Genomic DNA, 26892 nt, shown 5'->3' on the forward strand with positions numbered 1-26892 from the left:
GGCCAAGTTTGTGCTCCCGCGGTGAAGGGTAACCTGACGGCTCGTCAAATGAAGCTTCACGAATACCAGTCGAAGGCCCTCCTCCAGCAATTCAACGTGCCCGTGCCCAAGGGCGAGGTCGCAGAGGACGGTCATGCGGCACGCACCATTGCCAGGGACCTTGGGGGCAAGGTCGTCGTGAAAGCCCAGGTGCTGATGGGTGGCCGAGGAAGGGCCGGTGGAGTCAAGCTCTTTAGTGACGCAGATGAAGCCGGCAACTTCGCCGGTGAGCTAATCGGTAAGCGGCTCATCTCAATCCAAAACCCGGATGGAATGATTGTCGAAAAGGTGTTGGTCGCCGAGCAGGTGGACATCGCCTCGGAGTACTACCTTTCAGTCTTACTCGACCGTGCGGCCCAAAAGCTCCTCGTAATGCTTAGCAAAGAGGGCGGAATGGAAATCGAAGAGGTAGCCGCGAAAAGTCCGGAATCTATCGTGCGGCTGCACGTAGATCCTGCATGGGGCCTCGCCGACTTCGAGATTCGGGATGCAATCATCAAGGCTGGGATTCCGAAACCAGTCCAGCGCCAGCTCGCCTCAATGATTCGAGGCTTGGTAAAGGCGTATTTGGAAAACGATTGCGACATGGTAGAGATTAATCCGGTGGCGGTAACTCCGGAGGGCAAGCTCATTGCGGCTGACGCAAAAGTTAGCATTGACGAGAACGCGCTGTTCCGTCACCCTGAGTACGAAGCAACTAAATCGGACGCTGCCGGTGACCCGCTGGAAGCGGCCGCCGCCGAACTCGGGATTGCCTACGTAAGTCTTGGCGGCGACATTGGCATAATCGGTAATGGTGCAGGGCTCGTTATGTGCTCCCTCGACGAGGTTAGCGCGGCTGGAGGAAAGCCGGCTAATTTCTTAGACGTAGGAGGAGGAGCCAGCGCCGAACGTGTGAAAACTTGCGTCGAACTCGTTTTACGCGATAAGAACGTAAAGGGGTTGCTCATTAACATCTTTGGCGGCATTACCAGGGGCGATTTGGTCGCGCAAGGGATCATCCAGGCGCTTGCCGAACTGAATGTAAAGATTCCGGTCGTCGCCCGCGTTGAAGGCACGGCTGCGGCAGCGGGTCTCAAACTGCTAGAACCCACAGATATCGTCGGGGCCGCAACGATGCAGGAAGCCGCTGCGAAAATCGTTGAGCTTACGCGGAACTAGACGCGACACCGAGTGAAGCCCTTTGGGCCTCGATGCTTTCATAAGCGAATTGAATGGCCTCAAGAAGGCGTTCCGTCGCCTTGATTGGGTCACCTTCGAAGGGCCAAATTAGCTTCTCACCACTCATATAAGCGGACTTGTAGCGTTGTCGGATTATCGAGAACGCGCGCGGCGAAAACGCGGAACGGGGCTCGAAGAGTGCGGCCAGGCGGCCATCCTTGCCTTCAACCTTTTGGAGACCGAGCTCCGCGCAGCGGATGCGAAGGCGCATGACCTCCGTTATCATCTCAACTGTCACGGGCAAGGCTCCATACCGGTCACGGATCTCATCGCGCACATCCATCAATGTGCCTACTTCCCGACTTGACATAAGGAGCTTATAGTAGTAGAGTCTTTGGCCCTCGTCCGGGACATAGACGGTTGGAATCAGGGCCTTGACAGGTAACTCAAGAATGGGAAGGGGTGCCAAGCCAACGAGCGGATCCTTCATGTCCTGCGGTTCGGTGCCATCCGCGAAAGATTTGAGGAAATGAACCTCGCTGTCAATGAGTTGGCTATAGAGGTCAAATCCCACGGCTGACATTTGTCCGCTTTGCTTGGCACCTAGCAAATCACCCGCGCCTCGAATCTGTAAGTCGCGAAACGCTAGGGAATATCCGCTTCCAAGATGGTTGAACTCTTGAAGGGCTCCTAGGCGAGCAGTGGCGTTTTCAGTCAGGACTGTGTCGGCAGAATAGAGGAAATAGGAGTATGCTTGGACGTCGCTGCGTCCTACCCTTCCCCGTAACTGGTATAGTTGCGACAAGCCAAACTTATCCGCATTCTCTACGATGAGGGTGTTGGCGCTCGGAATATCGAGACCGTTCTCGACAATCGTCGTCGAAACAAGAATGTCGATCTCGCCATTGATGAAGCCAAGCATGACCGGTTCAAGTTCAGCCTCCGTCATCTGACCATGGCCTACGGCAATCTTAGCAGTCGGGACGAGCTTCTTCAATCTTTCGGCGACGTGATAGATGCCACTTACCCGGTTAAAGACGTAATAAACCTGCCCACCCCTTGTCAACTCGCGCAAGAGGGCTTCTCGGACGACTTCGGTGCTGAAGGGCCTTACGTAAGTGCGGATGGGTAGGCGTCCCGGGGGTGGGTCGTTTATGAGAGACATCGGCCTTATCGACATAAGCGACATGCTCAAAGTACGAGGTATCGGCGTAGCGGAAAGCGTGAGCACATCCGCCTGAGTCCGTAAGGTCTTCAGGGCCTCCTTATGCTTCACCCCGAACTTTTGTTCTTCGTCGACAATGATGAGTCCCAGCTTCTTAAAAGCCAATTTGTCGTTCAAAAGCGCGTGCGTTCCAATGACGATGTCTAGATCGCCTCTTTCCAGATCTTGTCTGAGGGCTTTACGTGCCGCAGCTTTCGTGAAGCGTGTTAGGCAGCCCACCCGTGTCGGGAATCCGGAGAGGCGTTCGCAAAAACTGCGATAGTGTTGTTCGCTCAGAATTGTCGTTGGGCACAAAACCGCCACTTGGCTACCGGCTTGGACAACCTTGAAGGCAGCGCGGATGGCAACTTCGGTCTTCCCGAAACCGACGTCACCGCAGATAAGGCGGTCCATAGGATATTCGGTCTCGAGGTCCTCTTTGACATCGATAATCGCCGCAAGTTGGCTGGGGGTCTCAACCCAAGGAAACGTGTGTTCGAGTTCGGCTTGCCATGGAGAATCCGAGCCGTAACTCGGGCGTGTCGTCTTCCGGCGTTCTGCGTAGAGCCTTATGAGTTCTCGTGCAAACTCACGTGCCTCCTCGCGGGCCTTTCCCACGGTCCGCTGCCAGTCACCTCCTGTAAGTCGGTTGATCTTCGGCGTTACGTCGTCCGGTGCAAGATACTTTTGCACTCGGTCCAGCTGGTCGGCGGGGACAAACAGCCGGTCAGGAGTCTGATAGTCAATGTGCAGGAATTCGCGTTCTGTCCCTTCCTGAACCCGCTTGACCAAACCTCGATAGATTCCGATCCCGTAATTGATATGCACGACAAAGTCGCCGGGCTTAAGGTCTAAGACGGTCGTGATCGGCACCCCTTCGCTAAACCGCCTTTGGGGAAGCTTTAGGCGGCCGACGCCGAAGAGCTCGTGATCGGTCAGGAGCGCGGCCCCATGAGCCGGAGCCACGAAGCCGCCGGCGAGGTTGCCCTCGAGGAGGCGAAGAGCGGCGGGTTCGGGCGTTTCGGATTCAGTAGGGAAGAGTTCGGCTTGGGCGAGCACGGCCTTGGCGCGGGTGGGCTGGTCGGTGGAGACTCCGACGGCCAGTTGCCCGGTCAACCAGTTCTGGATCGTTGCGGTAAGGATTGTCGGGTTAGACCTATACGGTTCCAATGATTGGAATCCGAGCTCGTGCCCCTCGCCACGCGGAAACCAGTTCGGCGCGGCGTCGCTCGCAGTGAGCATCGTTGCGGGACCGTGTTGGCCAAAACGCTCGGGCGGTAGCATGTAGTCGTGGGCATGGACTTCAAGGAACTCGCCCGCGGCAGCGCGTGCGGCCAGGGCCTGGCCGAGTTCCTCTTCGGCGCGGTTCGCCAACGCGGCGAGCTCGAAAGGCTCCTCCAAGACCAGCCACCCCTTTTCCCCAAGAAGGTCCACGGCACAGCCGGAATCCGGCTGGATGAACGGCCGATAGAGGTCTAGGCGGTCGAAATGGCGCATCGCCTCCAAGCTTCGAAGATCGTGGGCGACGGTTTCTCGCAGTTGGTCGCCGGCCGCTGGCGGCAACCGGTTCGCCTCGCTCTCCAAGGTCGACTGGAGAAGCTCCACGACCCCAGAGCCCGGCAGGGGAAGGATGGTCTCGCGCGCTGGAAGGACTTTGAGCGGAGGGGAAGAGCCGACGGAGCGCTGGCTCATCGGGTCGAAAAAGCGGAGTGTCTCGACCTCGTCGCCAAAGAGTTCGACGCGCACCGGGCGCTCCGCGCCCATCGGAAAGACGTCGAGGATCCCTCCCCGGCGCGAGAATTGGCCGGGCACGCGAATCGGGTCGGAGATTTCGTAGCCAAGCTTTGAAAGTCGGTCGACCGTGTCGTCGATATCTAGAGTCTGGCCAGCATAAAGTTGGACATAGTGTTCATCCAAAACTTCAAGGGGAAGGGTTCGTTCCAGGGCCGAAGCGGCTGTGGCTACCACAATGGTCGGCGTCTCGCCAGAAAGCGCGCGGAGCGCGCCGATGCGGTCTGAAAGGGCGGTGGTCTCCGGCGCCGCGTTCTCAAAGAGCGCGCTCTGGCCGCTCGGCAAGAGCCGGATCGCGTCCGCGGGAACGCCGCAAAGGGCCAACCGTGCTACCCAGTGGAGGGCGCGGTCGTAGTTCTTCGTCACCACGAGGCACGGGCCGGGGCTCATTTGCCAAGCGGCGGCGACAAGGGGCGGCCGGGCCTCAGGGCAAACGTCGTACCAGCGCTCCCCGGCAGACTTCTGCCCAAGAATCGGAGAAAGCGTGGCTCGCTCGCCCAGCCAGCGGCAAAAATCCTGCAGGCGCATGCGGACACCTGATGATACGCCCGAGGGCCGCGCTACTTCAGGACGTTCCAGGTCACGGCGCGCGTGCGGACGAGTTCCGCGCCGTTGCGGACTTGGACGAAGGCGGTCTGCTTGCCGGGCAGCAGCTTCACGTACCCTTCCCACTCGCCGTTCGCACCGACCGGGAAGCGCCCGACCCGCCTTGCCCCGACGATCACTTCGACGCTTTGCCCAGGCTTGGCCTTCCCAGAGACTTTGTTCATGCCTTGCGGAAGGTTGGCGCCATTGCGGGGCGTGTCCATCTCCGGGCCGGTCGGCGGCGCCGGGCGCTCCGCGGGACGCCCGGGAGCGTTGAACTCCTTCTTCTCGACCGTGTCGCCCTTCTCATTGAGCAGCCTGGCCGTCACCGAAGTCGGATCCGAATGGCGCGGCGGAACGTCCGCGACCCATTCACCAGAGTTCTGGATCGTCGTCTCGCCAAGGTCGTCGCCGTCGACGCTGATGCTCACGCGGCTTCCGGGCTTACCCTGGCCGCGCACCTGGACGATCTTCGTTTGAGGGCGGCGCAGCACGCCGCTGATCTCGAACTTTGGATCGTCGACAGATTCGCCCGGCTTCTCGACGCGCAGCGGCACTTTTTCCATCATGGCAATGCGCTGGCCCTTCCGACCGACCGCCTCGACTTCCAACTCATAAAGGCCGGTCTCTCGAAGATTGAGGACGACTTGCCACCTGCCTCCGGCGTCCGCCGTGATCTCATGCCAAAGCGCGTTGTTCACGCGGACCTGCAGCCGGGACTTCGGTTCGGCGATACCGGAAACCAGCGTCTTGCCGGGCTCGACGGTCGGATTCTTGGGGTCAGGGACCTTAAGCTGGATCGGCGAGGATTCGCCGGGGACTTCGATCGAGCGTTCTTGATGCGCGACCTCCGTTTTCGAGACTGGATCCAGAAAAAGGGCCTCGACCAGGACTTCTCCGGCAATCCGCGGGCTCCATTCGAAGGCCCACGTGCCCTCGTCGGAGACGGTCAGGTTCCGCTCGCCCGTCGAGATCGGCATCTCGTTGGCACTGAGCCGCACGATGTAGCCTGGCTTTCCGTGGCCCTCAAGCGTAATGGGCTGCCCAGCCACGGGTTTAATTTGTAGCGGTTCTATCGAAAAATCTGTACGGATCGCGACTCCGCCGCCATGGCCGCTGAGGGCAGCGCCAATGAAAGAGCCTGCGGCGACGAACGCCTTGAAGCCCGTATAGAGGTTGCTCGGCCCTCCTCGACTCAAGACGCTTCCTCACGCGCCATGGCCGCAGCCTGCCGGATCCACTCGTCGCAGTCCACGCCCTGCCATTCCTTAAGGTGGAGCGTCTCTCGCAGAACTTTCGGTCCGGCTGCCGCAAGATCCCCGAACGTGAGGATTCCCGCGTCCCACAGCATCTTCTTATAGACCGGGCCGAGCCCGGTGATCTCGTCGAGCGGGTCGCGACGAGAGGCGAGCGAGACGCCCGGCACGCGGCCCTGCCCCTGGACAAGCACCGGCTCCGGTTTGTTCCCGCTGGGCCTCGGTGGTTCTGGTTCCGAGGTGCCCCCGTCGAGGCTCTCCAGGATTCGCCGGGTCTCTTCGATTTCTTCCTGCAGCGCCTGGCTGACTTTGGTGGACTCTGCGGTGCGCTCGCTGGCCTTCTTCGCCTGAAGATCGGCGACGGCCGCTTGGAGTTCCGCGACCCTGCCGCTTTGCCTATGGGCCTCTTCTTGCGCGGTCGCCGCCGCTGCCTTAGCTTTGGTCAGAGCCTCCCGCAGTTCCTTGGCCTCGTTCGCTACCGCTTCCGCGGCCCGCCGGGACTCTGCGCTTTGGCCTTCCAGTTCGGCAAGTCGCGTGCTCGCCTGCTCCGCTTCGGCACGCCACTTGGCCTGCTCTTCGAGCTGCGAGTTCAAACGCTCGACCTCCTTGGCGGAGGCTGCCGCCGCTTGTTTGGCCGCCTCAAACCCTTTCCGGAGCGCCTCGCTTTCCTCAGTCGCGCGCTGGGCCGCTTCGGCTTGCTCTCGAAGCTTGGCGAGGTCGGCCGTCTGGGATTCCACTCGGAGAAGGGCGGTCTCTGCGTCGGAGGCCCGCTGGCGGGCGGAGGTCAGTTCTCCCGACATCGCCTTAAGCTTGTTGGCCGCTTCGACGAGCAGCTGTCGGGCCTGGCCGATCCCGGCCGCTTGTTCTCGCATCGCAGCGAGTTCGTCTTCCAGGGCGGAAGCACGACGCTCGGCTTGGTCGAGTTTGGCTCGGAGCTCCGTAGTCTCGGCGGGGGCGTCGTTGCCAAGTTCTCGCATCAGAGCCTCAATTGTGGCCGCTTGGCCGGCGGCCTGTTCGGCGAGCCGCTCATAGCGTTCGCGGTACTCCTCCGAGGCTCCAGAGGGCGTGCTGGCGCGGCCGCGCTGCTGGGTGAGTTCGGCTTGGCTCGCGGCGAGTTGGGCGCGCAACTCCTCAAGCTCACTCTGGACGTCTTTCCCGCCCCGTTCCATCGAGATGCGGGCGAGCTCGTTGTTTGCATCCTGCAGCCTCGCTTCGAGCAACGACGACCGAGAGGCGCGTTCCCGCAGCGCTTCGAGTTCCGCGACCTGCAAGGCGGGTGCCTTCTCCACCTGGCGGGTGAGCTTCTCGACCTGCTGCTTCGCCGCGGCAAGCTCGCTTTCCAGCCGGGGCAACATCTCTGCGCGGGCCTTTAGGCCGGCCAGTTCGGCAAGGTCCGGCGCGGGGGTCGGGGCAGCCTTCTTGCGCTCCAGTTCAAGCTCCCTACGTGCCTGGAGCAGTTGGGCCTCGAGGTTGGGGACGGTGGCGGCCCGGTCGCGAAGGGCGCGAAGCTCGGCAGGGTCGAGCGCCGCGTGCGCTCGTTCCGAAACCATCGCCTTCAGCTTCTCGAGCGTCGCCTTCAACTCAGCGTTCTCAGCCGCCAGCTCGGGGTCGATGCTGGCTTGCGTCGCCCGCTCGGCGACCACGGTGGCGTACTTGTCCTCCAGTTCTTCGAGCTCACGGAGGCGCGCACGGAGCTTGTCGGCTTCGTCCAGGGCCCGGCGGTGGCGCTCCTGCCACGTGCCGGAATCGCCAGAAGAGGCCCGTAGTTCTCTAAGTTGTTCTGCCAGCTTGTCGCGCTCTAAGGCGATGGGCTCCATCTCCGCGATGCGCCGCTGGGCTTGGAGCAGTTCCAGCCGAACGTTCTCGTCAGCCTCGGGAGGGGCGCCTGCCGCTTTCGCCCGTAGCTCGTCGATCTCGCGCTGGGCGGCTTCGAACCTTCGCTCCCAAGCCGCTTCCATCTCGTCCTTCGGCTTCCGACGGTAATAGAAAAGGTCGATCAGAAGCCAAATGACCGCTGACCCGCCGATCCCGTAAAAGAGTGACTGGATATCCATCGCGAAAGCCTTAGAACCTGCTCTAAGTATTGGCAGATTCTTGACAGCGCACAGGCCAATGGCCCGATAGCACGCCAAGGATCAAGTTCCCGACCTATTTGTCTACCAAAACATCGACGACCAAGGGATTATGGTCGGAGGCTCCTGAAGATTCGACGAACGCCGTGGCACATCCGGTACGCCCGAACAGCCAAACATGGTCGATCCTCTGGAGCGGAGTCCGGGAGGGCATCGTCCAGCCGGGGCCAATGCCGCGCTCAGCCCATGCGTCGCGTCCCCACCTCTGCAACTCGCGAAGGCTTTGGCCCGAAGGGGACCGGTTCATGTCTCCCGCGAGCACGGCAGGATCTCCGTGGCCCTTTGCGATCGGCACGACCTTGCGAAGGAGGCAAGCCTGCTCCGTGCCGACTTCGCCGAAGCGGCGCCAAAGTTGGTGGAGCGGCCGCCCGAGCATGACGTCCGTGCGGAAGCTGGGCATGTGCATGTTCACGACCCGGAGCGTGGCGCCGCCCTTTCTCACCTTTGTCTCGACACAGCTCCAGGAAAAAGAGAACTCTGTTAGCCAAACTTCGCGCTGCCACTCGATCGGTAATCGAGTGGCCGTCGTCCGACCGTTGCTGCAATAGAAGCGGTATTCGGGTAAAGCTTTACGAAGTGCGTTATACGTGGCCGCGTCCTCACCGCGCCAATCCAGCTCTTGCATGCACACAATGTCGGGGTCGCAGCGCCTTATCGTCGCCGCGACCTTCTCGACCCCGGCCCAGCAATGCTGGACGTTATAGGACATCACGCGAATCTGTCCAGGCTCGCTGGCAGCCGTGGAACGCGGGAAGTGCCACTGACCTGCATAAACAAAAAGGCCGGTTTGAAGCAGTATGGATAGGGCCAAGCGTTTCCAGTTCCTGCGTGCGAGAGCGAAGGGAAGGGCCAAGGCGAGAGGAATAAGACAAAGCGCAGAGTGCAAGGAGTTCGCGACGAAGCCGAGCGAGGTCGTATCGTCGCCGGAATAGCCATAGTAGACCAGAAAGGACACGGACAGAAACGCCAGCAGCACAAGGCCCGTCCACAACTGGTCAAAGCGCTTGGAGCCCTGCTTCCTTTCGGTCACTCCAATGAAAACGTCTCGTGGAGGTTGGGAATCCCCACATTCCACCCCAGCTCCCTTTCGATGCGGGCTTTTAGGGCTTCTTGGACGGGAAGTTCGCCATGGACAAGGAAGGTCTGCTTGGGCGGTTCTTTGAAGTGGCCGAGCCACGCCATGATCTCGTCCGCGTCGGCATGGGCGCTCATAGAATCGATCCGCTCGATCTTCGCCCGGATCGGCACGGCCTCCCCGAGAATCTCCACCGAATCCGCCCCGTCGATCATTCTGCGTCCGTTCGTGCCCTCGGCCTGGTAGCCGGTGAAAAGGACCGTCGTGGTGGGATCACCCAGCCGCCGCTTCAAGTGGTGCACGACGCGCCCGCCGCTCACCATGCCGCTCCCACTGATCACCACGAACGGCCCGTGGGAGTCGTTCAGCTCTTTTGAGGTCTGCCGATCGCGGACGAAGGTCACGAGGTCGTTCGAAAAGGGCGACCGCCCTTCGCTCAAGTCGATCTTCATCTGCTTGTCGTGGTCCTCGTCCTCCTTCAGGTAGAGCAGGGTCGTCGCGCTCGCCATGGGGCTGTCCACGTAGATCGGGATGCGGGAGATCTCCCGCCGTTCAATCAGCTCGTGCAGGTGCCAGAGAAGCTCTTGCGTACGTCCGATCGCGAAACTCGGCACGACCACCACGCCCCTCTCCGCCTGGGCGCGCTGGATCACGGCCTTCAGGATCGCCTTTGGGTCGTCCTTCGAGTGGAGCCGGTCCCCATAGGTGCTCTCCATGACGAGGAACTCGGCGAACTCCACTGGCGAGGGATCGTGGATGATCGGCCGGTCGTTCCGGCCGAGGTCGCCGCTCATAAGGATGCGCTGCCCGTCCGGGAAGTAGACCTCGGCGAAGGCGGAGCCCAGGATGTGGCCGGCGGGGATGAATCGGAAAGTGGCCCCTCGCGGCAGGTCCTGCCACTGGAAGTAGTGCACCGGGCGCATCGGCTTAAGCGCCTCGAAGGCGTCGGCCTCAGTGTAAAGCGGCTCGGCGGGGCGGTGGCGGCTGGTGCCGTGCCGGTTGTGATAGCGGGCCTCTTCCATCTGCAGCCGGCCCCCGTCGGGCAGGCTGATCCGGCAAAGGCCGATCGTGCCGGGCGTCGCATAGACGGGCCCTCGGAAGCCGAGCTTTATCAGCCTGGGCAGGTAACCGATATGGTCCGTGTGGGCATGGGTCAGGATCACGGCGTCCAGCGACGCCGGGTCGAACTGGAGCGGCTCCCAGTTCAGTTCGCGAAGCTCGCGCGGCCCTTGGAAGAGGCCGCAATCCACCAAGATCTGCTTGCCTTCGTACTCGATGACGTGCTTGCTGCCCGTGACGGTCCGGGCTGCGCCTTGGAAGGTGATCCGCTGGGGCACGCGCGCCAGTATGGCCGACCGGTAACATGTGCGTGTGGAGCGGGCGGACGCCGCCTTGGTGGGCGGCACAGGCATTGGTCGTCGTCTGACCCAGATGGCCGGGAAACAAATTCTCGTGCCAACGCCCTTCGGGCCGTTTCGTGGCCGCCTGTTCGAGCACCAGGGCGTGCGGATCGTGGCGGTGCAGCGCCATTCCATGGGCCATCGCACCCCTCCCCATTTGGTGAACTACCGCGCGGTGGCCGACGGCCTCGCCCGTATGGGAGTTCGCGCCTGCCTCTCCAGCGCGGCGGTCGGCTCGCTTCGCGCGGATTGGACGCCAGGCACGCTCGCTGTGGTCACCGACTTCCTCGACTTCACGGGCCGGCGGCTGACCCGCTTCGACCGTGAGTTTGCCCACGTCGATTTCTCGCGGCCCCTGCCCGCGGGGAAAGCCCTGGTCGAAGAAGCGGAAAAGCTCGGCCATATCGTCGAGCCGCAAGCGGTCTACGCCGCGACGGACGGCCCCCGCTACGAATCGCCCGCCGAAATCCGCATGCTCCAGCATGTGGGCGCCGACGTGGTCGGCATGACCGCCACCACGGAAGCGGTGCTGATGCGCGAGAGCGGAGTGGACTACGGTTGCCTGGCCGCGGTCACGAACCTGGCCTGCGGCCTCGAGGACGACGTTCTGGCCCATACGGGGGTCGAGGCCGTGATGAAGCGCTTGCAACAACCTGTGCTCGACCTCCTGCTCGGCGCCATCGTCCGGGCGGTCAGCTAACCCGCCATGCCCCTCTCCCGCAGAAGTCTGGCTTTGGCCCTTGCCCTTACGCCCGGAATCGGCGGCAAGTCCGTCACCCGAATCCTCACTCGCAACGACCTGCTAGGGCGGACCCCGGACGAGTTCCTCAGCTTCGGTTTCGAGACCCTGCGCGAGGAGTACCGCCTGAACCGCCCGGCGGCGGAGGCTTGGACTGCGGACGTGCAAAGGCGGGTGCACGACGCCCTGGCGCTGGAAGACCGCCTGACCCCGCTTGGCGTCCGCATGGTCACGGCCGCCGACGCCCACTATCCGCGCCGCATCGAGCAGATGGAGGCGGACCCGCCGGGCGTGCTCTTCCTCTATGGCAACCTGCGGCTGCTCGAAGCGGACACCTTCTGCGTCCTCTCCAGTCGCATGAGCGCGCCGGAGGCGCTGGACTGGGTGGAGCGGGTGGCCGAAGAGGGCGTCCTGGACGGGAAGGTCGTGGTCGCCGGGCACGACACGCCGGAGTACCAGCGGTCCGCCGTAGTCCCCCTGCGCTATGGTGCGCCGCGCGTGCTGGTGCTGGACCGCGGGCTCGTCAAGGCGCTGGGCGAAGACCTGCGCGAAGAGCCTTTTCGCACGGCCCGGCTCTGGCGCCACCAGTTCGACGACCGCACCGACCTGGCCGTCTCGTGCCAAGTGCCGGACCGCGATTTCCATCCGAACAGCAACCGCATGCGCGACCGGCTCGTCGGCGCCCTTTCGACGGCGCTTGCCTTTGCCGAAGTCCGCCCTGGGGGGAACATGGAGCGGATCGCCGTCGCGGCGCTGAAGGCGGGCCGGCCCGTTCGCGTTTGGGAAAAATCGGAGTCGAGCGCAACGATCGCCCGCCTCGGCGGCAAGGTCTCCGTGCAGTGATAAGATATGTCCTGGGCAAGCCCCTGGGTTAAGGACCGGTTGTGAGGGTCGCGTTTTTTGGCGGTCTGCGTGTCGTGGGGGAGCGGCCCGTCGAGTTCTCAAACCGACGGGTCGCCTCGCTCTTTGCCTACCTCGCCCTGCGGCCCGAACCCGTGAGCCGTGAGCTCGCGGCCCTCGCCATCTGGCCGGGCGATCGGGAAGCAGCCTTGGCGAGCCTTCGAAACGCCCTCCCCTTGCTCCGTCGCGACCTTAGCGCGGCCGGAATCGAGCCGGAGACATTGATGGTGATCGAGCGGGCTTCCGTGGGGCTGGCCTCGGCCGCTTTCGAGAGCGATCTGGCGGATCTGCGCGCGGCGGTCAAGGAAAGCCCGGAGGATTTGGTGGCCCGACTGCGCGTCTGCGCCGGCCCGTTCCTCCCGGAGTTCGAGGAGCTCTGGGCCGAGGCCGAGCGAGAGCGCGCATACCACGACGTCCGACGCGCAGTCGAAGGTGGCTGCAAAACGCTGGCCGGCGAGTGGCTCGACCTCTTGCGCCACCTTTCGGCGGAGCTTCCCGATGACGAGGAACGGCTTAGGTGGCTGATGGAGGCGCTGCTTGCCGAGGGGGAGACGGGCGAGGCGCTCCGGCGCTATCGCCGGTTTGAGGCCCAGCTCCGTAAGCGGCTCGCGGTTTCTCCGTCTCGGGCCACAGTGCTCCTGGCGCGCACTGCGCGGCGGCAGGCGTCACGGCCAAGCCTTCAGAGCCACCTGCCCGGGCTGCTGCCTCCCCTCATTGGCCGCGAAAGGGAACTGGAAGCCCTCAGGGGCACAGCGGGCCAAGGCGTGCGGTGCCAAACCCTATTGGGCACTGGCGGAGTTGGAAAGACCCGCTTGGCCCAAGAACTGGCCGTCTGCTTTCATCGCGAGACGCACCACCCGACTTGGTTCGTAGACTTGAGTTCGATCACAGACGCGGACGCGATCCTGCCGACGGTCGCCCAGGTCGTGGTCCCCGATGCGGATGGGGGGCGCCCCTTGGACGCCCTGCGGGAGGCGGTTGGGGACCAGCAATCCCTCGTGATCCTGGACAACCTGGAGCAGATCGGACCGGGAGCGGCGGGAGCGGTCAACGCGCTGCTGCAAGCCTGTACCCGGATAGCGGTCGTCGCGACGACCCGCACCGCCCTTGGCGTTCCCGGCGAGGTCGTCCACCGCCTGGAACCACTCCCCCTGCCGATGGCCAGTGAGGAGGCGCCGAGCGTCCTGCTTTACCGCCAGCGGGCAGAGGCGACGCAAGGCCGGCCCGTCATCGGGGCGGAAACGGAAATCGCGGAGCTCGTGACCAGGCTCGAAGGCCTGCCTTTGGCGATCTGTCTCGCCGCCGCCCACGCGGACGTCCTCACACCTGCCGAGACGCTGGCCCAGCTCGAAGACCGGTTCCGGTTGCTCCGCGACGAGCGGTCTGACTGGCCCGTCCGCCACCGCCGACTCTGGTCATGCATCGAATGGAGCTATCGCATGGTGCCAGAGGCCCACGCCTTGCTCGACCGCTTGGCCCACTTCAGGGCCGGCTGGACCCTGGCTACGGCCCAAAGCACGGTGCCCGATCGGCCGGTCGCCCCGCTCATGCAGGCCTTGTTGCGATCCTCGCTGGTCCACGAGATGCCTGGCGAGGCGAGGCGCTTCACGATGTACGAATCCGTTCGCGAATTCGTTTTGGCGTTGGCCGAGCCCGATGGGCGGGCTCTCGCGCGGGCCGACTTCGCCAGGGCGATGCGCGAGTGGATCGAAGACTCCCGGCTCCGCCAACAACCCTACAACGAAGGCTATATGAGCGAGCGCCAGGCAGAGTACGAGAACCTGCGCGCAGCCTTCGAATGGTCGCTGGAGCACCGTCCGGACTGGGCGCTCGACATCACGAATGGCCTCGCCTATTACTGGTGGAGCCGGACCATGAACCGAGAGGGAAGGGGGTGGTTCGAGAGGGCCATCGCCGCCGCGCCAGACGTATCCGGGGAAGCTCTGGCGATGGCTTACCGGGGGCTCTCCACGATGCTCGTGGGCCTGGGTGAGTACAAGGCGGCCGTCCACATCATCGAGGCGGGGCTGCGCCGCCTTCCCTCCGAAACCAGCCCGAACTTGCTCGGCCGCTACTACAACTCCTACGGCAACGCCGCCATGCACGCGGACGTCGAGGCCGCCGTGAAAGCGTTCGACGACGGGATCGCGGTTCTAAAGGAGGCAGGGGAGGTGCCTATGGCGAACGCCCTTCTCGGCAACAAAGGGTTGGCCCTCTACCTTGCCGGGCATTTGGAAGAGGCCGAGGCAATTCTGAGCACGGCCGTCACCGAAGCCGCTGCCCGCGACAACGACGATTGGACGGCGAACCACACCCACCACTGGGGTCTCGTCGCCCTAGTGAGGCAGGACTGGGCTAAAGCGGCCGAGCGCTTTGCCCAAGCGCGAGCCCTGGTGGAAAAGCATGGGATCGATCCGGCCCATCGGGCCTGGCTCCACGACGCCGCCCTGGCAGAGATCGGCCTCGGACGCCTGGGGGAGGCTTGGGAATTGATCCGGCGCAGCGCGGGTCAAGTCGGCAAAGCGCGGGGCAGGGAACAGATGGCCGAGTGCGTGGCCGCGGCCGCGCGGTGGTACGCCGCGACCGGGTATCCGTTCGAAGCCGTCAGCCTGCTGGGCTACCTCAGCTCACAAGGGCTGGAGCCCCAGCGGTCCAAGGGCGACCCCGTCCCCGACCTCGAAGGGCAGATCCAGGCCCTGCGCTCCAAACTGACCCCGGACGAGTTCCGTCTTGCCACAAAGGCGTACGAGTTCGTCCCCCTCGAAGACTTGCTTTTGGACATCAGCGAGCGCGACGCCTCTCCCTAGCACCGCGTCCTATCGCTTCTCTCAGTTGTCGCCACTTTGCGTTAAGTTTGCGGTCCGGTCGCCAAAGTGTGCGTTGGGGCTACCTCGCCCCAGAGGAAAGACAATGCTGACGACACTAATCGCGGCGGCGGCGCTCAAGGCACCGGGTGACGGTGTCGCCGGCGCACTTGCTGCCTTCAAACGGCCCCAGGCCCCTAAGCAACTGGACAACTGGCGGCATATCGACGACTACTTGGCCCAGGTTGAAAGGTACGAGGAGCGGTGCAAGGCCGCCGGACTCTGGGACGAGGAGAAGGACGAATGGGCTGAAGAGCAAGAAGAGTTCTTTGGTATGCGTTCCTACATGCTCCGAATGCGCGCATGGCCCAACGCAACCATAGACTCGGCCCGGGTTCGCAAGGCCATGAAGCAGCGTGACGCGATGGAGCCGATGGCTACTCCTGCCTACCCTGGCACGGCTTGGACCTTCTTTGGGCCGAGGGCGCTAGAGGCCTCCAACGGCGTCAGCGGCCTCGTCGGCGGTCGGTGCAACGACGTCGCCATCAGTCCGCAGAACTCGAACACTTGGTGGATCGTCGGCGCGACCGGCGGGCCTGCTAAGACCACGAACGGCGGCGCCGGCTTCACGATCTACGGCGGCGACTGGCCCTACACCTATGCAAGTTCGGTCGAGATCGACCCGACCAACGAAAACCGCGTCTATGTCGCCTCGGGCGATTATCCCGGTTGGTGGGGTTACGGCGTCGGCCTTTTCCGCACCCAGGACGGCGGCTCGAGTTGGACTAACCCGCTCGACGCCGATGACCTGAAGGGTTGCGAGGTCTCCGATGTGCTCGTCTGTCCGGATGCGCCAAACGTGGTCCTCGCGGCGGTCGGCCGGGGAACGATGGACGCAGCTGGTTGCGGGCTCTGGAAGTCCACGAACTACGGCCAGACCTGGAACCGGATCGTCTCTTCCACCGGCAGTGGGTTCACCACCCTGCGGGCGGGAATCAGCGGCAGCGGGAAGAGGTGGATCTACGCCACAAACTCCGCGACCCACGATGTGCTACGCAGCGACGACAACTTCACGTCGTGGAACACGCTTAAGAACCTTTCGTACGACAACGGCATCCTGACCGTCGCGACTTCGACAACCGCACGGGACACGGTCTACGTTGTGCAAACAAACGCCCACCGCATCCTTCGCAGCACCGACAACGGGACGAACTGGAGCGCGCTTTCCACTTCCGGCATCGAGTGGGGCCAAGAAGACTACAACTACGCGTTTGAGTGCGTGAACACGGTCGCAAACGGCACGGGCGAAGACATCCTCATGCTCGGAATGGTAGAGCTCTACGCCAAGAAGGCGTCGAATTCTGGCTGGACTCGCATCAGCCGCCCCGCGGACACCCGCTTGATCCACGTCGACTACCACAACATCGAGCCTCACCCGACCCTCAAGAACAGCTGCTTGATCGCAAACGACGGAGGCATCTACTTCGGCACCTACCTCGGTGCGGTGGGCTGGGGCTTTTCCGACCAGAACCAGAGCATTCGGTTCACCGAGCACGTGAACGCCGCCTACCACCCCAGCGCCTCCACTTATCCGAACTACTGCCTCACCGGCATCTGGCACAACGGAGTGGCACACTGCACCGTCGACCCGCAGAACTGGGCGCAGCGCTCCGGCGGTGACGGCGCCTACAGCATCATCGACGACCAGGCACCAGGGACCCAGCAAACGACTTGGCAAAACTTTGGGCTGGACAAGGACAACCGAACGTACCGGATCCAGGTTACTCGCGACGGGTGGGGCAATTCTGGAACCTTGACGCCGGCTTGGTTCAACTCGGAAGACACGGCCTTCATGGGGCCGATGACGGACATCCCCGGCAAGAGGGAGTCCTTCTATTTCGGCGGCGAGTACCTTCACCGCGTCTACCGCCACCAAAGCTCGGGGCTCTGGCTCTACGACATGAACTACGGTCGGACGCACCTCGCGAGCGATGCCGGTGAGGTCATTACGGCCATCGGCACCTACGTGAGCGCGACCGACGGTGCCTACGTCGGCACCAGCGACGGTAAGTTCTATTCCGCCACCGACCCATCGGCCGGCTTCACCTTTATCGACACCTTCGACACCGCGATCCGGTGTATCGACGTCAACCCGTATTTGCCGAGCGCCGTTCTTGTTTGCACCGGCAACAACCTTGCACCGGGGGCGGGCGGCGGCATTTGGGAGACCATCGCCGCGAACTCCGTCAACCCGACTTGGCATGACCGTTCCGGCGCCGGAGGTTCGAACCCCTTGCCCGAGATCGGTGTGAACTGGGTTGCCCGCGACCCTTATAACCCGGTTAGCGAGTGGTACGCGGCGACCGACATCGGCGTCTTCTACACTCCCGACCGAGGGGCCAACTGGTACAACGCGACCAACCCCCTCGGCCTGCCCAACGCCCTCGTCTCCCACGTTGGTGTGAGCGACGGCTATCTCTATGCGGCGACCTTCGGCCGTGGGATGTGGCGCATGCCGCTCCGCACGACAAAGCCCCGGGTGACGGCCGCAACTTTCTCCAGCGCGGAGGTCACGGGCGGTAAGACGGCCAACCTCCTCGTTACGCTCGACACGCCTGCGGGCCCCGGCCTTGAGATCTCGGTCAGCTCGAACAGCCAAGCGGCCATCAAGAACCAGTCGATCCCGTTCCCGGTCGGGCAGACGCAGGCGACTCTCTTCGTCCAAACTGAACAAACGTCGGCGGACATCAACACGACCGTGACGGCCACGTCGAACGGTGGTTCCGCCCAAGACTCCATCATCGTCCGCAAGATCAGCGTGACGGCGCTGGAACTGCAGGATGTCACCGGCGGCAACAGCTACCAGGCGCTCGTGAGGATCGACCGCGGCGCGCCTCCCGCCGGCGCAGTCGTCAACCTCGCCGACAACAGCCCCTTCGTCACCACACCCCAGCAGGTGACCATACCAAGCGGCGCTCTCGCCGCCTACTTCACGGTCACGACGAGCAAAGTCCCGCAGAACACCCTCGCAGGGATCCAAGCTTCGCGGCCGGGAAGCGGAATCCAATCCTCGTTCACGCTGTACTCGGTGAACCTCATCCGCATTCAGATTGTCCCGACCTCGGTCTACAACACTGAAGACTTCGCGGTCAGGGTGACGCTTAACCGGGCCGCCCCCACGGGCGGGTTCACCTTGAGCCCGCTGTCGGGCAACTCGAGCCTTGCCCAACTGCCGCCCAGCTTCGTCGTTCCCGAAGGGGCGAGCGGTGCCGACATCGTTGGCACGACCTCCTACACGGCGAGCGACCAAACCGTCGGGATTCGCGTTACGGATCCCTGGGCGAGCTTCTTTGAGAGTAGCCTTACGCTCTTAAACCTGGACATTACCGGCTTGAGCTACAACCCCAATCCGGTGGTCGCAGGCAACGACACGGTGGGCACGGTCCGCATCAACCGGAACCCGATCCGCAACGTCACCTTGCGCCTCGTTTCAAGCGATCCCTCTATCCTCTCGTTGCCGGCGACCGTGACCATCCTGCGCGGCACGGGCCAAGCCACGTTCACGGGCTCCACAGATGTCCGGCTCAACGGCAAGAAGACGGTCAAGACCTTGGCGGTCTTCAACCAGGCAGATACCCGCCAACAGCCCCGTCGCGAGGAAGAGGTGGACGTGATTGGGAGCCCGGTGACGGTGGTGCCGGACGCGTTCCAAGTGCTGCTGGGCAAGACGTCGGCCGGCAACCTGACGAGTCTTGCCGCGACCGACGGCAACACGTTACGTGTGTGCAAGTTCTTGGTGCCGAACTTAGTCGTACCTCCGATCCAAGTGCAGATCGAGGGGACGGCGCCCCTGCCCTTCATCAGCGACCTGAAGCTACAAGCGACGGCGCGCATGGTCCATGTCGGCTCGTTCCTGCAGACTTTGGAGCTCTGGAACTGGACCACGAACAACTGGGACACGGTGGATAAGCGCACGGACACAGTCACCACGACTATGGCGACGCGCGAGCTCGCGACCAGTGGGAACAAGCTGCGGTACGTCCAGAGTGGCACACTCAAGATGCGCGCTCGCTACTCGGTCAAGCAAAGCGGGCCCTCGAGCGTCACGCTCTGGTGCCACGAGGCTGACCGGACCGCCTGGGTCTATTCCTTCTAGCGCCGTGCGCGCCCCCGCCCCCTCTTCGAGTGCAATCGGGAGGGGGCGCGGGAACTTTGCAGCGCGAGCCTCGTCCCTTTCTCGGCGGCACTTTGTGCCGCCCAAAGTCGTTGAAGGAACTGTGCGGGCTGCTGAAGCGCCCGCACCGGTATAATCGCCACGCCATTTTTCGGAGGCCCTGATTGAGCCTTGCCATTGAGACTCGGAACCTAACGAAAACGTATAAGTCACGCAGCGGACAGGTCAACGTCGTCGACAACCTCAACCTACAGGTCGAGCCGGGAGAAATCTTCGGCTTTCTCGGCCCCAACGGTGCAGGAAAGACGACGACCATTAAGATTCTGCTGAACATTATCGAGCAGACTTCGGGCCAAGCCTTCGTGCTTGGACACGAGGCCGGCGACATTAGGGCCCACCGCGAGTTAAGCTACTTGCCGGAAAAGCCTTACTACTACGAGCACATGACGGGCCTCGAGATCATGCAGTTTTATGCAAGTCTCTTCGGCATTCGCGACAACGACCACTGTAAACGGTTGCTGACACGCGTAAACCTGGGGAACGACATGAACCGACCGATCAGCCAATACTCAAAGGGTATGCAGCAGCGTGTCGGACTGGCCCAGAGCTTGCTGAACGATCCCAAGCTCTTGTTCTTGGACGAACCGACCGGCGGCCTCGACCCCATCGCGCACATTGAGATCCGAGACCTTATCCTTCAGTTCCGCGACGAAGGGAAGACGGTCTTTATCTCCAGCCACGAGCTAAGCGACGTCGAGCGTATCTGCGACCGAGTCGCAATCATCAACAAAGGCGAGGTGGTCGCCCAAGGGCGGCTCGAAGAGCTCTTGATCGGCGGTCGTATTGAGATTACTGCGAACAACTGCACCACTGAAGTTGCGGACAAGATTCGCGACCTTCATACTATGGTGTCGATCAACAGCGGCCGCATGATTGTGGATATGCCGGACTCGTCGAGTCCGAACGACGTCGTTGCTATGGTCCAGGCGGCGGGCGGCGAGATCGTGAGCGTCATTCCGCGGCGTAAACGGCTAGAAGACTTGTTCCTCGAAGCCGTCAGCAGCGATGACAAGGTAAAAGGTCGAGAAAAGGTCAGCATGCTTGAAGACAAGGAGGTCACGAAGCCTTGAACGTCATCTTATCCATTGCCAGAACGACGCTCGGTGAGGCGATTCGCCGCCGCGTCTTGCTCGTCATCCTTCTCATCGGCGTCCTTTTCCTCGTCGTGGCCCCGGGCTTAGAGGCCCTCTCGCCTCGACAGGAATCAACCGTCCTCCGCGCCCTCACGCTGGGCGTTATCCAGCTCACAAGCGCAGTAATCGCAATTGTCCTTACCGTTTACCTTATCCCGAACGAGATCGAGCGAAGAACCATATACACCATCCTTTCCAAGCCTGTCCAAAGATGGCAGTTCTTGGTAGGGAAGTACCTGGGCGCGGTCGGTGCGCTCGGGCTGATGATGGCCCTAATGACGGGCACGATGTTGCTGGTCTTCATGCTAATGAAGCAAAACCAGCTGGACCAGCTCGGAGAACTCGCGCGCGTGCCAGTCTTGTTCTTCGCACAAATGGCGCTGCTCGCCGCAGTCGCAGTGTTCTTCTCCACATTCGTATCGCCCATCGTTAACTTCTTCCTTTCGGGAGGTGTCTACCTCCTAGGTTCTGTGTTCAACTCGTTGTTCGAGTCATTCGCGGATCCGGAAAGATCGGACATTAACCCCTTGGTCCGCGGCATAGCCGGGGCCATCCAGTTCGTGATCCCGAACTTTCAGAACTTTAACGTTCAAAATGCGGCGATCAACCAGGGAACTGCGATCCAGAGCGAGGCTGTTTACTATGCAGGGCTTGTCGGTTACGCGCTAGCGTATATCGGCGTGCTCCTCATAGCCGGCATCCTGATCTTCGACCGGCGTGAGGTCTAACGAAGGAAGAATGAAACGGAAAGTCGCCCCCCTGATCGCCGCAATGGCTGCCCTCTTCTTGGGGCAGGCCACGCTGCAAGGCACGACCATCTTCCCTTTATGGAAGAAGAACTTTGCGCCCTTGCGAGCTGACCTTACGGGATTGGACCCGAGCCAGTTGCTGTTCGCCTTCGCCGGTTTTCGCGAGCTCATCGCGGGCATTCTCTGGGTGCGCGCGGACGCGTTCTTCGACGAAGGGAACTTCGACGCCGTCTTGCCGATGATCTGGCTCGTTACTCGTTTAGACCCGCACCAGATCGACGTTTATGCCACCGGAATGTGGCACATTGCGTACAACTTTACAGACGAGGGGTCGCGGTCGGACCGGCGCTATATCCCCAGTGCGGTCGCGCTCGGCAGGGAAGGGGCGCGCAACAACGACCAGACTTACGAACTTTTCTTCGAGACGGGATGGCTCTACTACCACAAGATCGAGGACGACTATCCGGAAGCCGTCAAGTGGTTTGAACAAGCCGCCGGCCATAAGGATATCATGACGGCCCGCCGCAACCTCCTCAACAACGTTTATCAGCGGAACAACGAGGTGGACAAAGCGGCAAACTACCTGTACGGCTTGCTCGAAGAATCGCAAGAGCGCTATAAGAAGGCGCCGAACGAGTTCGTCAACATGCAGAACCGCGACACGATCGAGCAGAACTACGACAACCTGCTCGTGCGCATGGCCCAACGCGGTTACTTAGCGAAGAAGGAAGGATACTATCCCTCCTGGGACTACGACACGAAACCCCCCTTCGATGTAGGGTTTAGCGCGCAAGTGACCGTTATCGAACCGCGCGTGATAAAGATTGTCGGAACGTGGAACGTGCTGCCGGTGGGAACCAGGATCCGCGTCGTGATGCGCGACGCCGACTACCCGAACGCGATCCCGGCCGGGATGAAGTGGTACCAAGGCGAGAACATCAATCTGGACCCGCCGAAAGACCGCACATTTATGCAGGACCAGCTCTTCGTGAAAAACCAAAGGTTTAACCGCACGATCGATATGGGCCGCGACCGCACGATGTACCCGTTCACCTCGGACAAGTACGTCATCGAGTTCTATTACAACCCGCGCCAGGCGCCCGCCTACATCCAGGACAAGTTCGGTTGGAACGGCGAGGGCATGACCGATAAGAACTTCATCAACAATGAAGTGCGTCCCGGGAACCCGGTCGTTTACACTCGCATGGAAGTGAGCCGCGACCAGATCGAGCGCCGCGGTGAGTGGAAGGACGTCGCTCCTGTCTTCCAGACCAAGAACTACGCGGGCCTAGCCCCCACCCAGGTGGACCAGGGCGTGATCAAAGTCCCAGGCATTCTGGAGCAACCCAAGACCCAGTCCGCCCCCTCGACGCCAGGAAAGGCGCCGGGAATTTCGGCGAACGAGTGACGCGCCCGCCCGGCCCCACAGTGCTATCATCGAGGGGCCGGGAACTGCGCGGCAGCAGAACGGTGAACCCCGCCAGGGCCGGAAGGCAGCAACGGTAAGTCGTCTCTCTGTGCGACGCACCCTTCCCGGCACTTGCCATGCCCGACCTTGCCCTTTACCGGAAATATAGGAGCCAGACCTTCGGCGACCTAGTCGGGCAAGACCATGTCGTCCGGACCATCCAAAACGCCATCGGCCGCGGGAGGATCGCGCATGCTTACCTCTTCACGGGCCCACGCGGGACGGGCAAGACTTCGACCGCGCGTCTGCTCGCCAAAGCGCTGAACTGCCAGAGCGCAGATTCTCCCGTGTCCGAACCCTGCAACGTCTGCGAGACCTGTCTCAGCATAATGAATGGCAACTCGCTCGACGTCCATGAACTGGACGCGGCGAGCGAATCGGGCGTGGACAAGGTGCGGGAGAGCATCATCGAGGCGGTCGATTATCGGCCCGCGGTCGGGCGTTACCGCGTCTTCATCATCGACGAGGTCCACGATCTTTCGACTAAAGCGTTCGACGCGCTCCTCAAGACCATCGAAGAGCCGCCGTCGCACGTCGTCTTCGTCCTCGCCACAACGGAGTACAGCAAAGTTCCGCCCACGATCCGGAGCCGATGCCAGCGGCACGAGTTCCACCGGGGCACCGTGCAAGACCTGGTGAAGCGGCTCGAGACAGTCGCCAAGGCGGAGGGGATCGAGGCGGAGACCGCGGCGCTGGGCGCTATCGCGCGCATGGCCGACGGAGGCTATCGGGACGCCCTTACCTTGCTGGAGCAAGCGATGGTGACGAGCGACGGACCGGTCACCCTCCAGCACGTCTACGACCAACTCGGCCTCGTGCCGGACGAGACCGTGGACAATCTCCTGCGGTCGATCGCGGGCGCCGATGTGCCGCAGATCATCACGATGCTCGACAGTCTCTACCGTCTGGGCCGGGATCCGCGGGCGCTTCTGGAGTCGCTCCTCCTGCGGTTGGGCGACCTGACCCTCGCGGCATACGGGATCGAGGGCACGCATGTGGACGCGACCATCTCCGCCGCCATGACCTCGACCGCACGCACGATCGGCGTGGAAAGGCTCGGACACTATCGCAGCGAACTCGCGGTGGCGCACGCGAAAATCCGCGAGGTCACGATCCCTAAGGTTTGGCTCGAGGCCGAGATCATCCGCCTGACGCGGGAACCGGCAGCCGCGCAGCCCGTGAACCCAGCGCCGCCCGCCGCAGCGGAGCGAAAGGTGGAACGCGCGAAAATGCGGGAGCCAGAACCGCCCCGAGAGCCCGAGAAAAAGCGTGAGGCCAAGAAAGAGTCCCCGCCCGCGGCTGCGGTGGTGAGAGAAGCGGGACCGCCGCTCGTCGTCAATGAGCCGACCGGCATCGAGACGGTGTGGCGCCGAGTGGTCGCCGACGTCTCCGAGCTTTCGCGCACTGCGCGCGAACGCCTGATGGCGACGCGGGTCTGCGGGCAAGACGCGAAAACCGTCACCATCGAGTTCACCCGCCAGGTCGACGCGGACGGCGTGCGCGGCAATAGCAAGCTGATGCCAGCCCTCTTGGAGGCCTGGCAACGGCACGGGGGAGGAGACTTCGCCCTTGAGTTCGTCTCCGCGCCGAAGACCCAGGAACCTTCGAGGCCCCATGTGGAGAAGACGGCGGTAGAATCGATCCTCGAAGGGGACTCGCTGGTCGAAGCCACTCGCGAGATTCTCGGCGGCGAAACGTACCAACAGAAATGAAACTTCCAAAGGGATTCGGCGGACAAGGGTTTGGCGGGTATTTGAAGCAGGCTCAAGAGGCCATGGCTCGTGCGCAGAGCCTGGAACAGGAGCTGCAAGGCGAAACGGTCGAGATCGACAAGGGCCCGGTCAAAGCGGTGTTCAACGGTGCGGGCGAAATCCAGTCGATCAAGATTGATCCGAGCGTGGTCGACCCTGATGACGTCGAGGCCCTCGAGGACCTGATCGTCGGGCTCGTCAGGGACGGCTTCGCGAAGTCCACCGAGCTAAGGAACGCGCGCATCCAGGAAATCATGCCGAACGTGCCTGGAATGGGCAACCTCGGGCTCTGACGGTCGCCCGATGCACTTTGCCCGCCCGCTGGCGGAACTGATCTCGCGGCTGGAGCGCCTTCCCGGCGTCGGGCCAAAGTCCGCGCAGCGCTTGGCTTACCACACGCTGAAAATGCCGACGGACGATGTTCGCTCACTGGCGAACGCGCTCGTCGCCGCGCGCGAGTCCCTGCGGTTTTGCGAGGTCTGCCAGGACTTCTCCTCGGAGGAGACTTGCCGGATCTGTAGCGATCCGCGCCGCGACCCGCGCATGATCTGCGTCGTTGGGGAGCCCCGAGACGTGGCCGCGATGGAGCGGCTTAACGAGTATAAGGGCACCTATCACGTCCTTCATGGCCTGCTTTCGCCCATGGACGGGATCGGCCCCGAACAGATTCGCGTGCGCGAACTGCTCGAGCGTCTTCGCGCGGAGATCGACGAGGTCATTCTCGCGACCAACCCGACTGTCGAGGGTGACACGACCGCGCTCTACCTGGCCAAACTCATGAAGCCGCTGGGGGTCACAGTGACGCGCCTTGCGCACGGAATGCCGGTCGGGGGAGAGCTGGACTATGCGGACACCGCGACTCTTCTCAGCGCCTTCGAGTACCGCCGGCCCATCTAAAAAAGGAACCCTGCCGGAACGGCAGGGAAAGACACACTAATTGAGCTGCACTAATCAGCTTTCTCTTCTTTTGCATCGATGGGACTGGCCCGTAATCATGCCGTCCAACCTGCTATTGGATTGAGAACCATACTTTGTGACTTCTAAACTAAAAAAGTGATGGTTTTGAGTCGATTTATGCAGACGCCCCGAACTTACACTGAGTCGCGAACTGGGCGAGTATCCTGAGGACGTGCGCTTCTTGGTGGTGGGCTCTGGGGGGCGCGAGCACGCCCTTGCGCGAAAGCTCGCGCGTCGCGCCGAAGTCGTGGCGGCTCCTGGCAACCCGGGCATCGCCGAATTGGGCGAGTGCCACCCCGTCCCCGCGAACGACCTCCGAGGCATCGCCGAGCTCGCCGCCCGAATCGAGCCGGACGCGGTCGTCATAGGCCCTGAAGACCCCTTGATCGCGGGGCTGGCCGACACTTTACGGTCTGCTGGATTGGCCGTTTTCGGCCCCAGCGCCCGGGCCGCAGAGCTCGAGGGGAGCAAGTCCTTCGCGAAGCGGTTGATGGCTGAGGCCGGTGTCCCGACTGCGGCCGGAGCCTCGTTCACCGACGCCGGGGAAGCCGAAGCTTACGTCCGGGGCCGTTTCGCGGCCGGTCGACAGGTCGCCGTCAAGGCGAGCGGCGCCGCTCTCGGTAAAGGGGTTGTCGTGGCCGAGACCTTGGACGAGGCGCTCGCCACCGTCGACGCGTTCATGCGGAAAGGCGACCTTGGCGACGCGGGAAGAGTCGTTGTGATCGAGGACCGGTTGCTCGGCCGCGAGTTCTCGCTGCTGACCATGGTCTCGGACGGCCGGCTTCTGAGCCTGCCCATCGCGCAGGATCACAAGCGTGCGCTGGACGGCGACTTAGGGCCGAACACGGGCGGTATGGGCACTTACTCGCCCGTCCCCTGGGTCTCCCAGAGCTTGCTGGAGGCCGCCGAGGAGCGCGTCGCCAGACCGATCGTCGAGCACCTGGCCCGTCAGGGGATTTCGTACCGCGGCGTGCTATTTAGCGGCCTTATGGCGGTGGACGGGGATCCCTACTGTCTCGAATACAATGTTCGGTTCGGGGACCCCGAGACCCAAAGTGTCCTCCCACGGCTCGCGGATGATTTTTGCGACGCGATCCTGGCTGTCGCCCGCGGCGAAGAGATTCCCCCGGTCGCCATTCTGCCCGTCTGCGCCGTGACCGTGGTCCTGGCCAGCGGAGGCTATCCTGGCCCCTATGAGAAGGGGGTGCCCGTCGAAATCGGGCCCTTGCGGGAAGGGGCTTTTGCCTACCACGCGGGCACTGCCCGAACCGCCGACGGAACCCTCGTAACCGCGGGTGGGCGCGTCCTTGGTGTGACCGGTACGGCAAAGACACTGGGCGAAGCTCGAAACCTCGCTTACGAAGGCGCGGCGCAAGTCTCCTTTTCCGGAAAGTCATTCCGAAGCGACATCGCCGCCGACGCAGGGTTCGGCTAGGTTTTGGGCTTTGGGCGGCCAAGCCTGGCGAAGGCCGTCACGCCTCGGCACGCCACGCGCCGAGGATAAACTGATGCGG

General features: G+C 62.8%; 17 protein-coding genes and 1 other RNA gene. 13 read left to right on the top strand and 5 right to left on the bottom strand.

From position 1 onward, the window contains the following. Window positions 1-48: 48 nt before the first annotated feature. Window positions 49-1200, top strand: a complete 1152-nt coding sequence (gene sucC / locus KF733_06550; GenBank protein ID QYK57140.1) for an ADP-forming succinate--CoA ligase subunit beta — start codon at window positions 49-51, stop codon at window positions 1198-1200. Here sucC and mfd read toward each other — a convergent pair. The 5 genes from mfd to KF733_06575 form a co-directional block, all read right to left on the bottom strand. Continuing rightward, complete coding sequence (gene mfd / locus KF733_06555) at window positions 1187-4723, bottom strand: transcription-repair coupling factor (GenBank protein ID QYK57141.1); 3537 nt, start codon at window positions 4721-4723, stop codon at window positions 1187-1189. The genes sucC and mfd overlap by 14 nt on opposite strands. Before the next feature lie 32 nt (window positions 4724-4755). Then, window positions 4756-5979, bottom strand: coding sequence for a hypothetical protein (locus KF733_06560; protein QYK54671.1), 1224 nt, complete (start codon window positions 5977-5979; stop codon window positions 4756-4758). Beyond that, window positions 5976-8090 (bottom strand): hypothetical protein, encoded by a 2115-nt coding sequence (locus KF733_06565; GenBank protein ID QYK54672.1) that lies wholly within the window; start codon window positions 8088-8090, stop codon window positions 5976-5978. The genes KF733_06560 and KF733_06565 overlap by 4 nt, the downstream gene beginning before the upstream one ends. 94 nt (window positions 8091-8184) lie before the next feature. Further along, on the bottom strand, window positions 8185-9198 hold the full coding sequence (locus KF733_06570) for an endonuclease/exonuclease/phosphatase family protein (protein ID QYK54673.1): 1014 nt from the start codon (window positions 9196-9198) through the stop codon (window positions 8185-8187). Further along, window positions 9195-10580 (bottom strand): MBL fold metallo-hydrolase, encoded by a 1386-nt coding sequence (locus KF733_06575; protein ID QYK54674.1) that lies wholly within the window; start codon window positions 10578-10580, stop codon window positions 9195-9197. The genes KF733_06570 and KF733_06575 overlap by 4 nt, the downstream gene beginning before the upstream one ends. Window positions 10581-10614: 34 nt before the next feature. Between KF733_06575 and KF733_06580 the strand changes: the two genes are divergently transcribed. The 12 genes from KF733_06580 (at window position 10615) to purD (ending at window position 26813) form a co-directional block, all read left to right on the top strand. Beyond that, window positions 10615-11343 carry an MTAP family purine nucleoside phosphorylase gene (locus KF733_06580; GenBank protein ID QYK54675.1) on the top strand — a complete coding sequence of 243 codons (729 nt, stop codon included), beginning with the start codon at window positions 10615-10617 and terminating at the stop codon, window positions 11341-11343. Between the two features lie 33 nt (window positions 11344-11376). Then, the gene (locus KF733_06585; protein ID QYK54676.1) at window positions 11377-12225 is read left to right on the top strand and encodes a DNA-processing protein DprA; all 849 of its coding nucleotides are present in this window, start codon (window positions 11377-11379) and stop codon (window positions 12223-12225) included. Window positions 12226-12266: 41 nt separating this feature from the next. Continuing rightward, a complete protein-coding gene (locus tag KF733_06590) occupies window positions 12267-15089 on the top strand; it encodes a hypothetical protein (protein QYK54677.1) in 2823 nt (940 codons plus the stop codon). A 103-nt stretch (window positions 15090-15192) separates the two neighbouring features. Beyond that, window positions 15193-19242, top strand: a complete 4050-nt coding sequence (locus tag KF733_06595; GenBank protein ID QYK54678.1) for a hypothetical protein — start codon at window positions 15193-15195, stop codon at window positions 19240-19242. 182 nt (window positions 19243-19424) lie between these two features. Further along, a complete protein-coding gene (locus KF733_06600; protein ID QYK54679.1) occupies window positions 19425-20390 on the top strand; it encodes an ABC transporter ATP-binding protein in 966 nt (321 codons plus the stop codon). Next, window positions 20387-21181 carry an ABC transporter permease gene (locus KF733_06605; GenBank protein QYK54680.1) on the top strand — a complete coding sequence of 265 codons (795 nt, stop codon included), beginning with the start codon at window positions 20387-20389 and terminating at the stop codon, window positions 21179-21181. The genes KF733_06600 and KF733_06605 overlap by 4 nt, the downstream gene beginning before the upstream one ends. Window positions 21182-21191: 10 nt before the next feature. Next, a complete protein-coding gene (locus tag KF733_06610; protein QYK54681.1) occupies window positions 21192-22610 on the top strand; it encodes a hypothetical protein in 1419 nt (472 codons plus the stop codon). A 35-nt stretch (window positions 22611-22645) separates the two neighbouring features. Continuing rightward, window positions 22646-22744: signal recognition particle sRNA small type (gene ffs, locus KF733_06615), an RNA gene on the top strand. A 3-nt stretch (window positions 22745-22747) separates the two neighbouring features. After that, the gene (dnaX, locus tag KF733_06620; protein QYK54682.1) at window positions 22748-24382 is read left to right on the top strand and encodes a DNA polymerase III subunit gamma/tau; all 1635 of its coding nucleotides are present in this window, start codon (window positions 22748-22750) and stop codon (window positions 24380-24382) included. Beyond that, window positions 24379-24714, top strand: coding sequence for a YbaB/EbfC family nucleoid-associated protein (locus KF733_06625; GenBank protein ID QYK54683.1), 336 nt, complete (start codon window positions 24379-24381; stop codon window positions 24712-24714). The genes dnaX and KF733_06625 overlap by 4 nt, the downstream gene beginning before the upstream one ends. 10 nt (window positions 24715-24724) lie before the next feature. Next, window positions 24725-25318, top strand: a complete 594-nt coding sequence (recR, locus tag KF733_06630) for a recombination mediator RecR (protein QYK54684.1) — start codon at window positions 24725-24727, stop codon at window positions 25316-25318. A 232-nt stretch (window positions 25319-25550) separates the two neighbouring features. After that, window positions 25551-26813 (top strand): phosphoribosylamine--glycine ligase, encoded by a 1263-nt coding sequence (gene purD, locus KF733_06635; protein ID QYK54685.1) that lies wholly within the window; start codon window positions 25551-25553, stop codon window positions 26811-26813. The last annotated feature ends 79 nt before the right edge of the window (window positions 26814-26892 follow it).

Source organism: Fimbriimonadaceae bacterium (genome assembly GCA_019454125.1).
Taxonomy (GTDB): domain Bacteria; phylum Armatimonadota; class Fimbriimonadia; order Fimbriimonadales; family Fimbriimonadaceae; genus JALHNM01.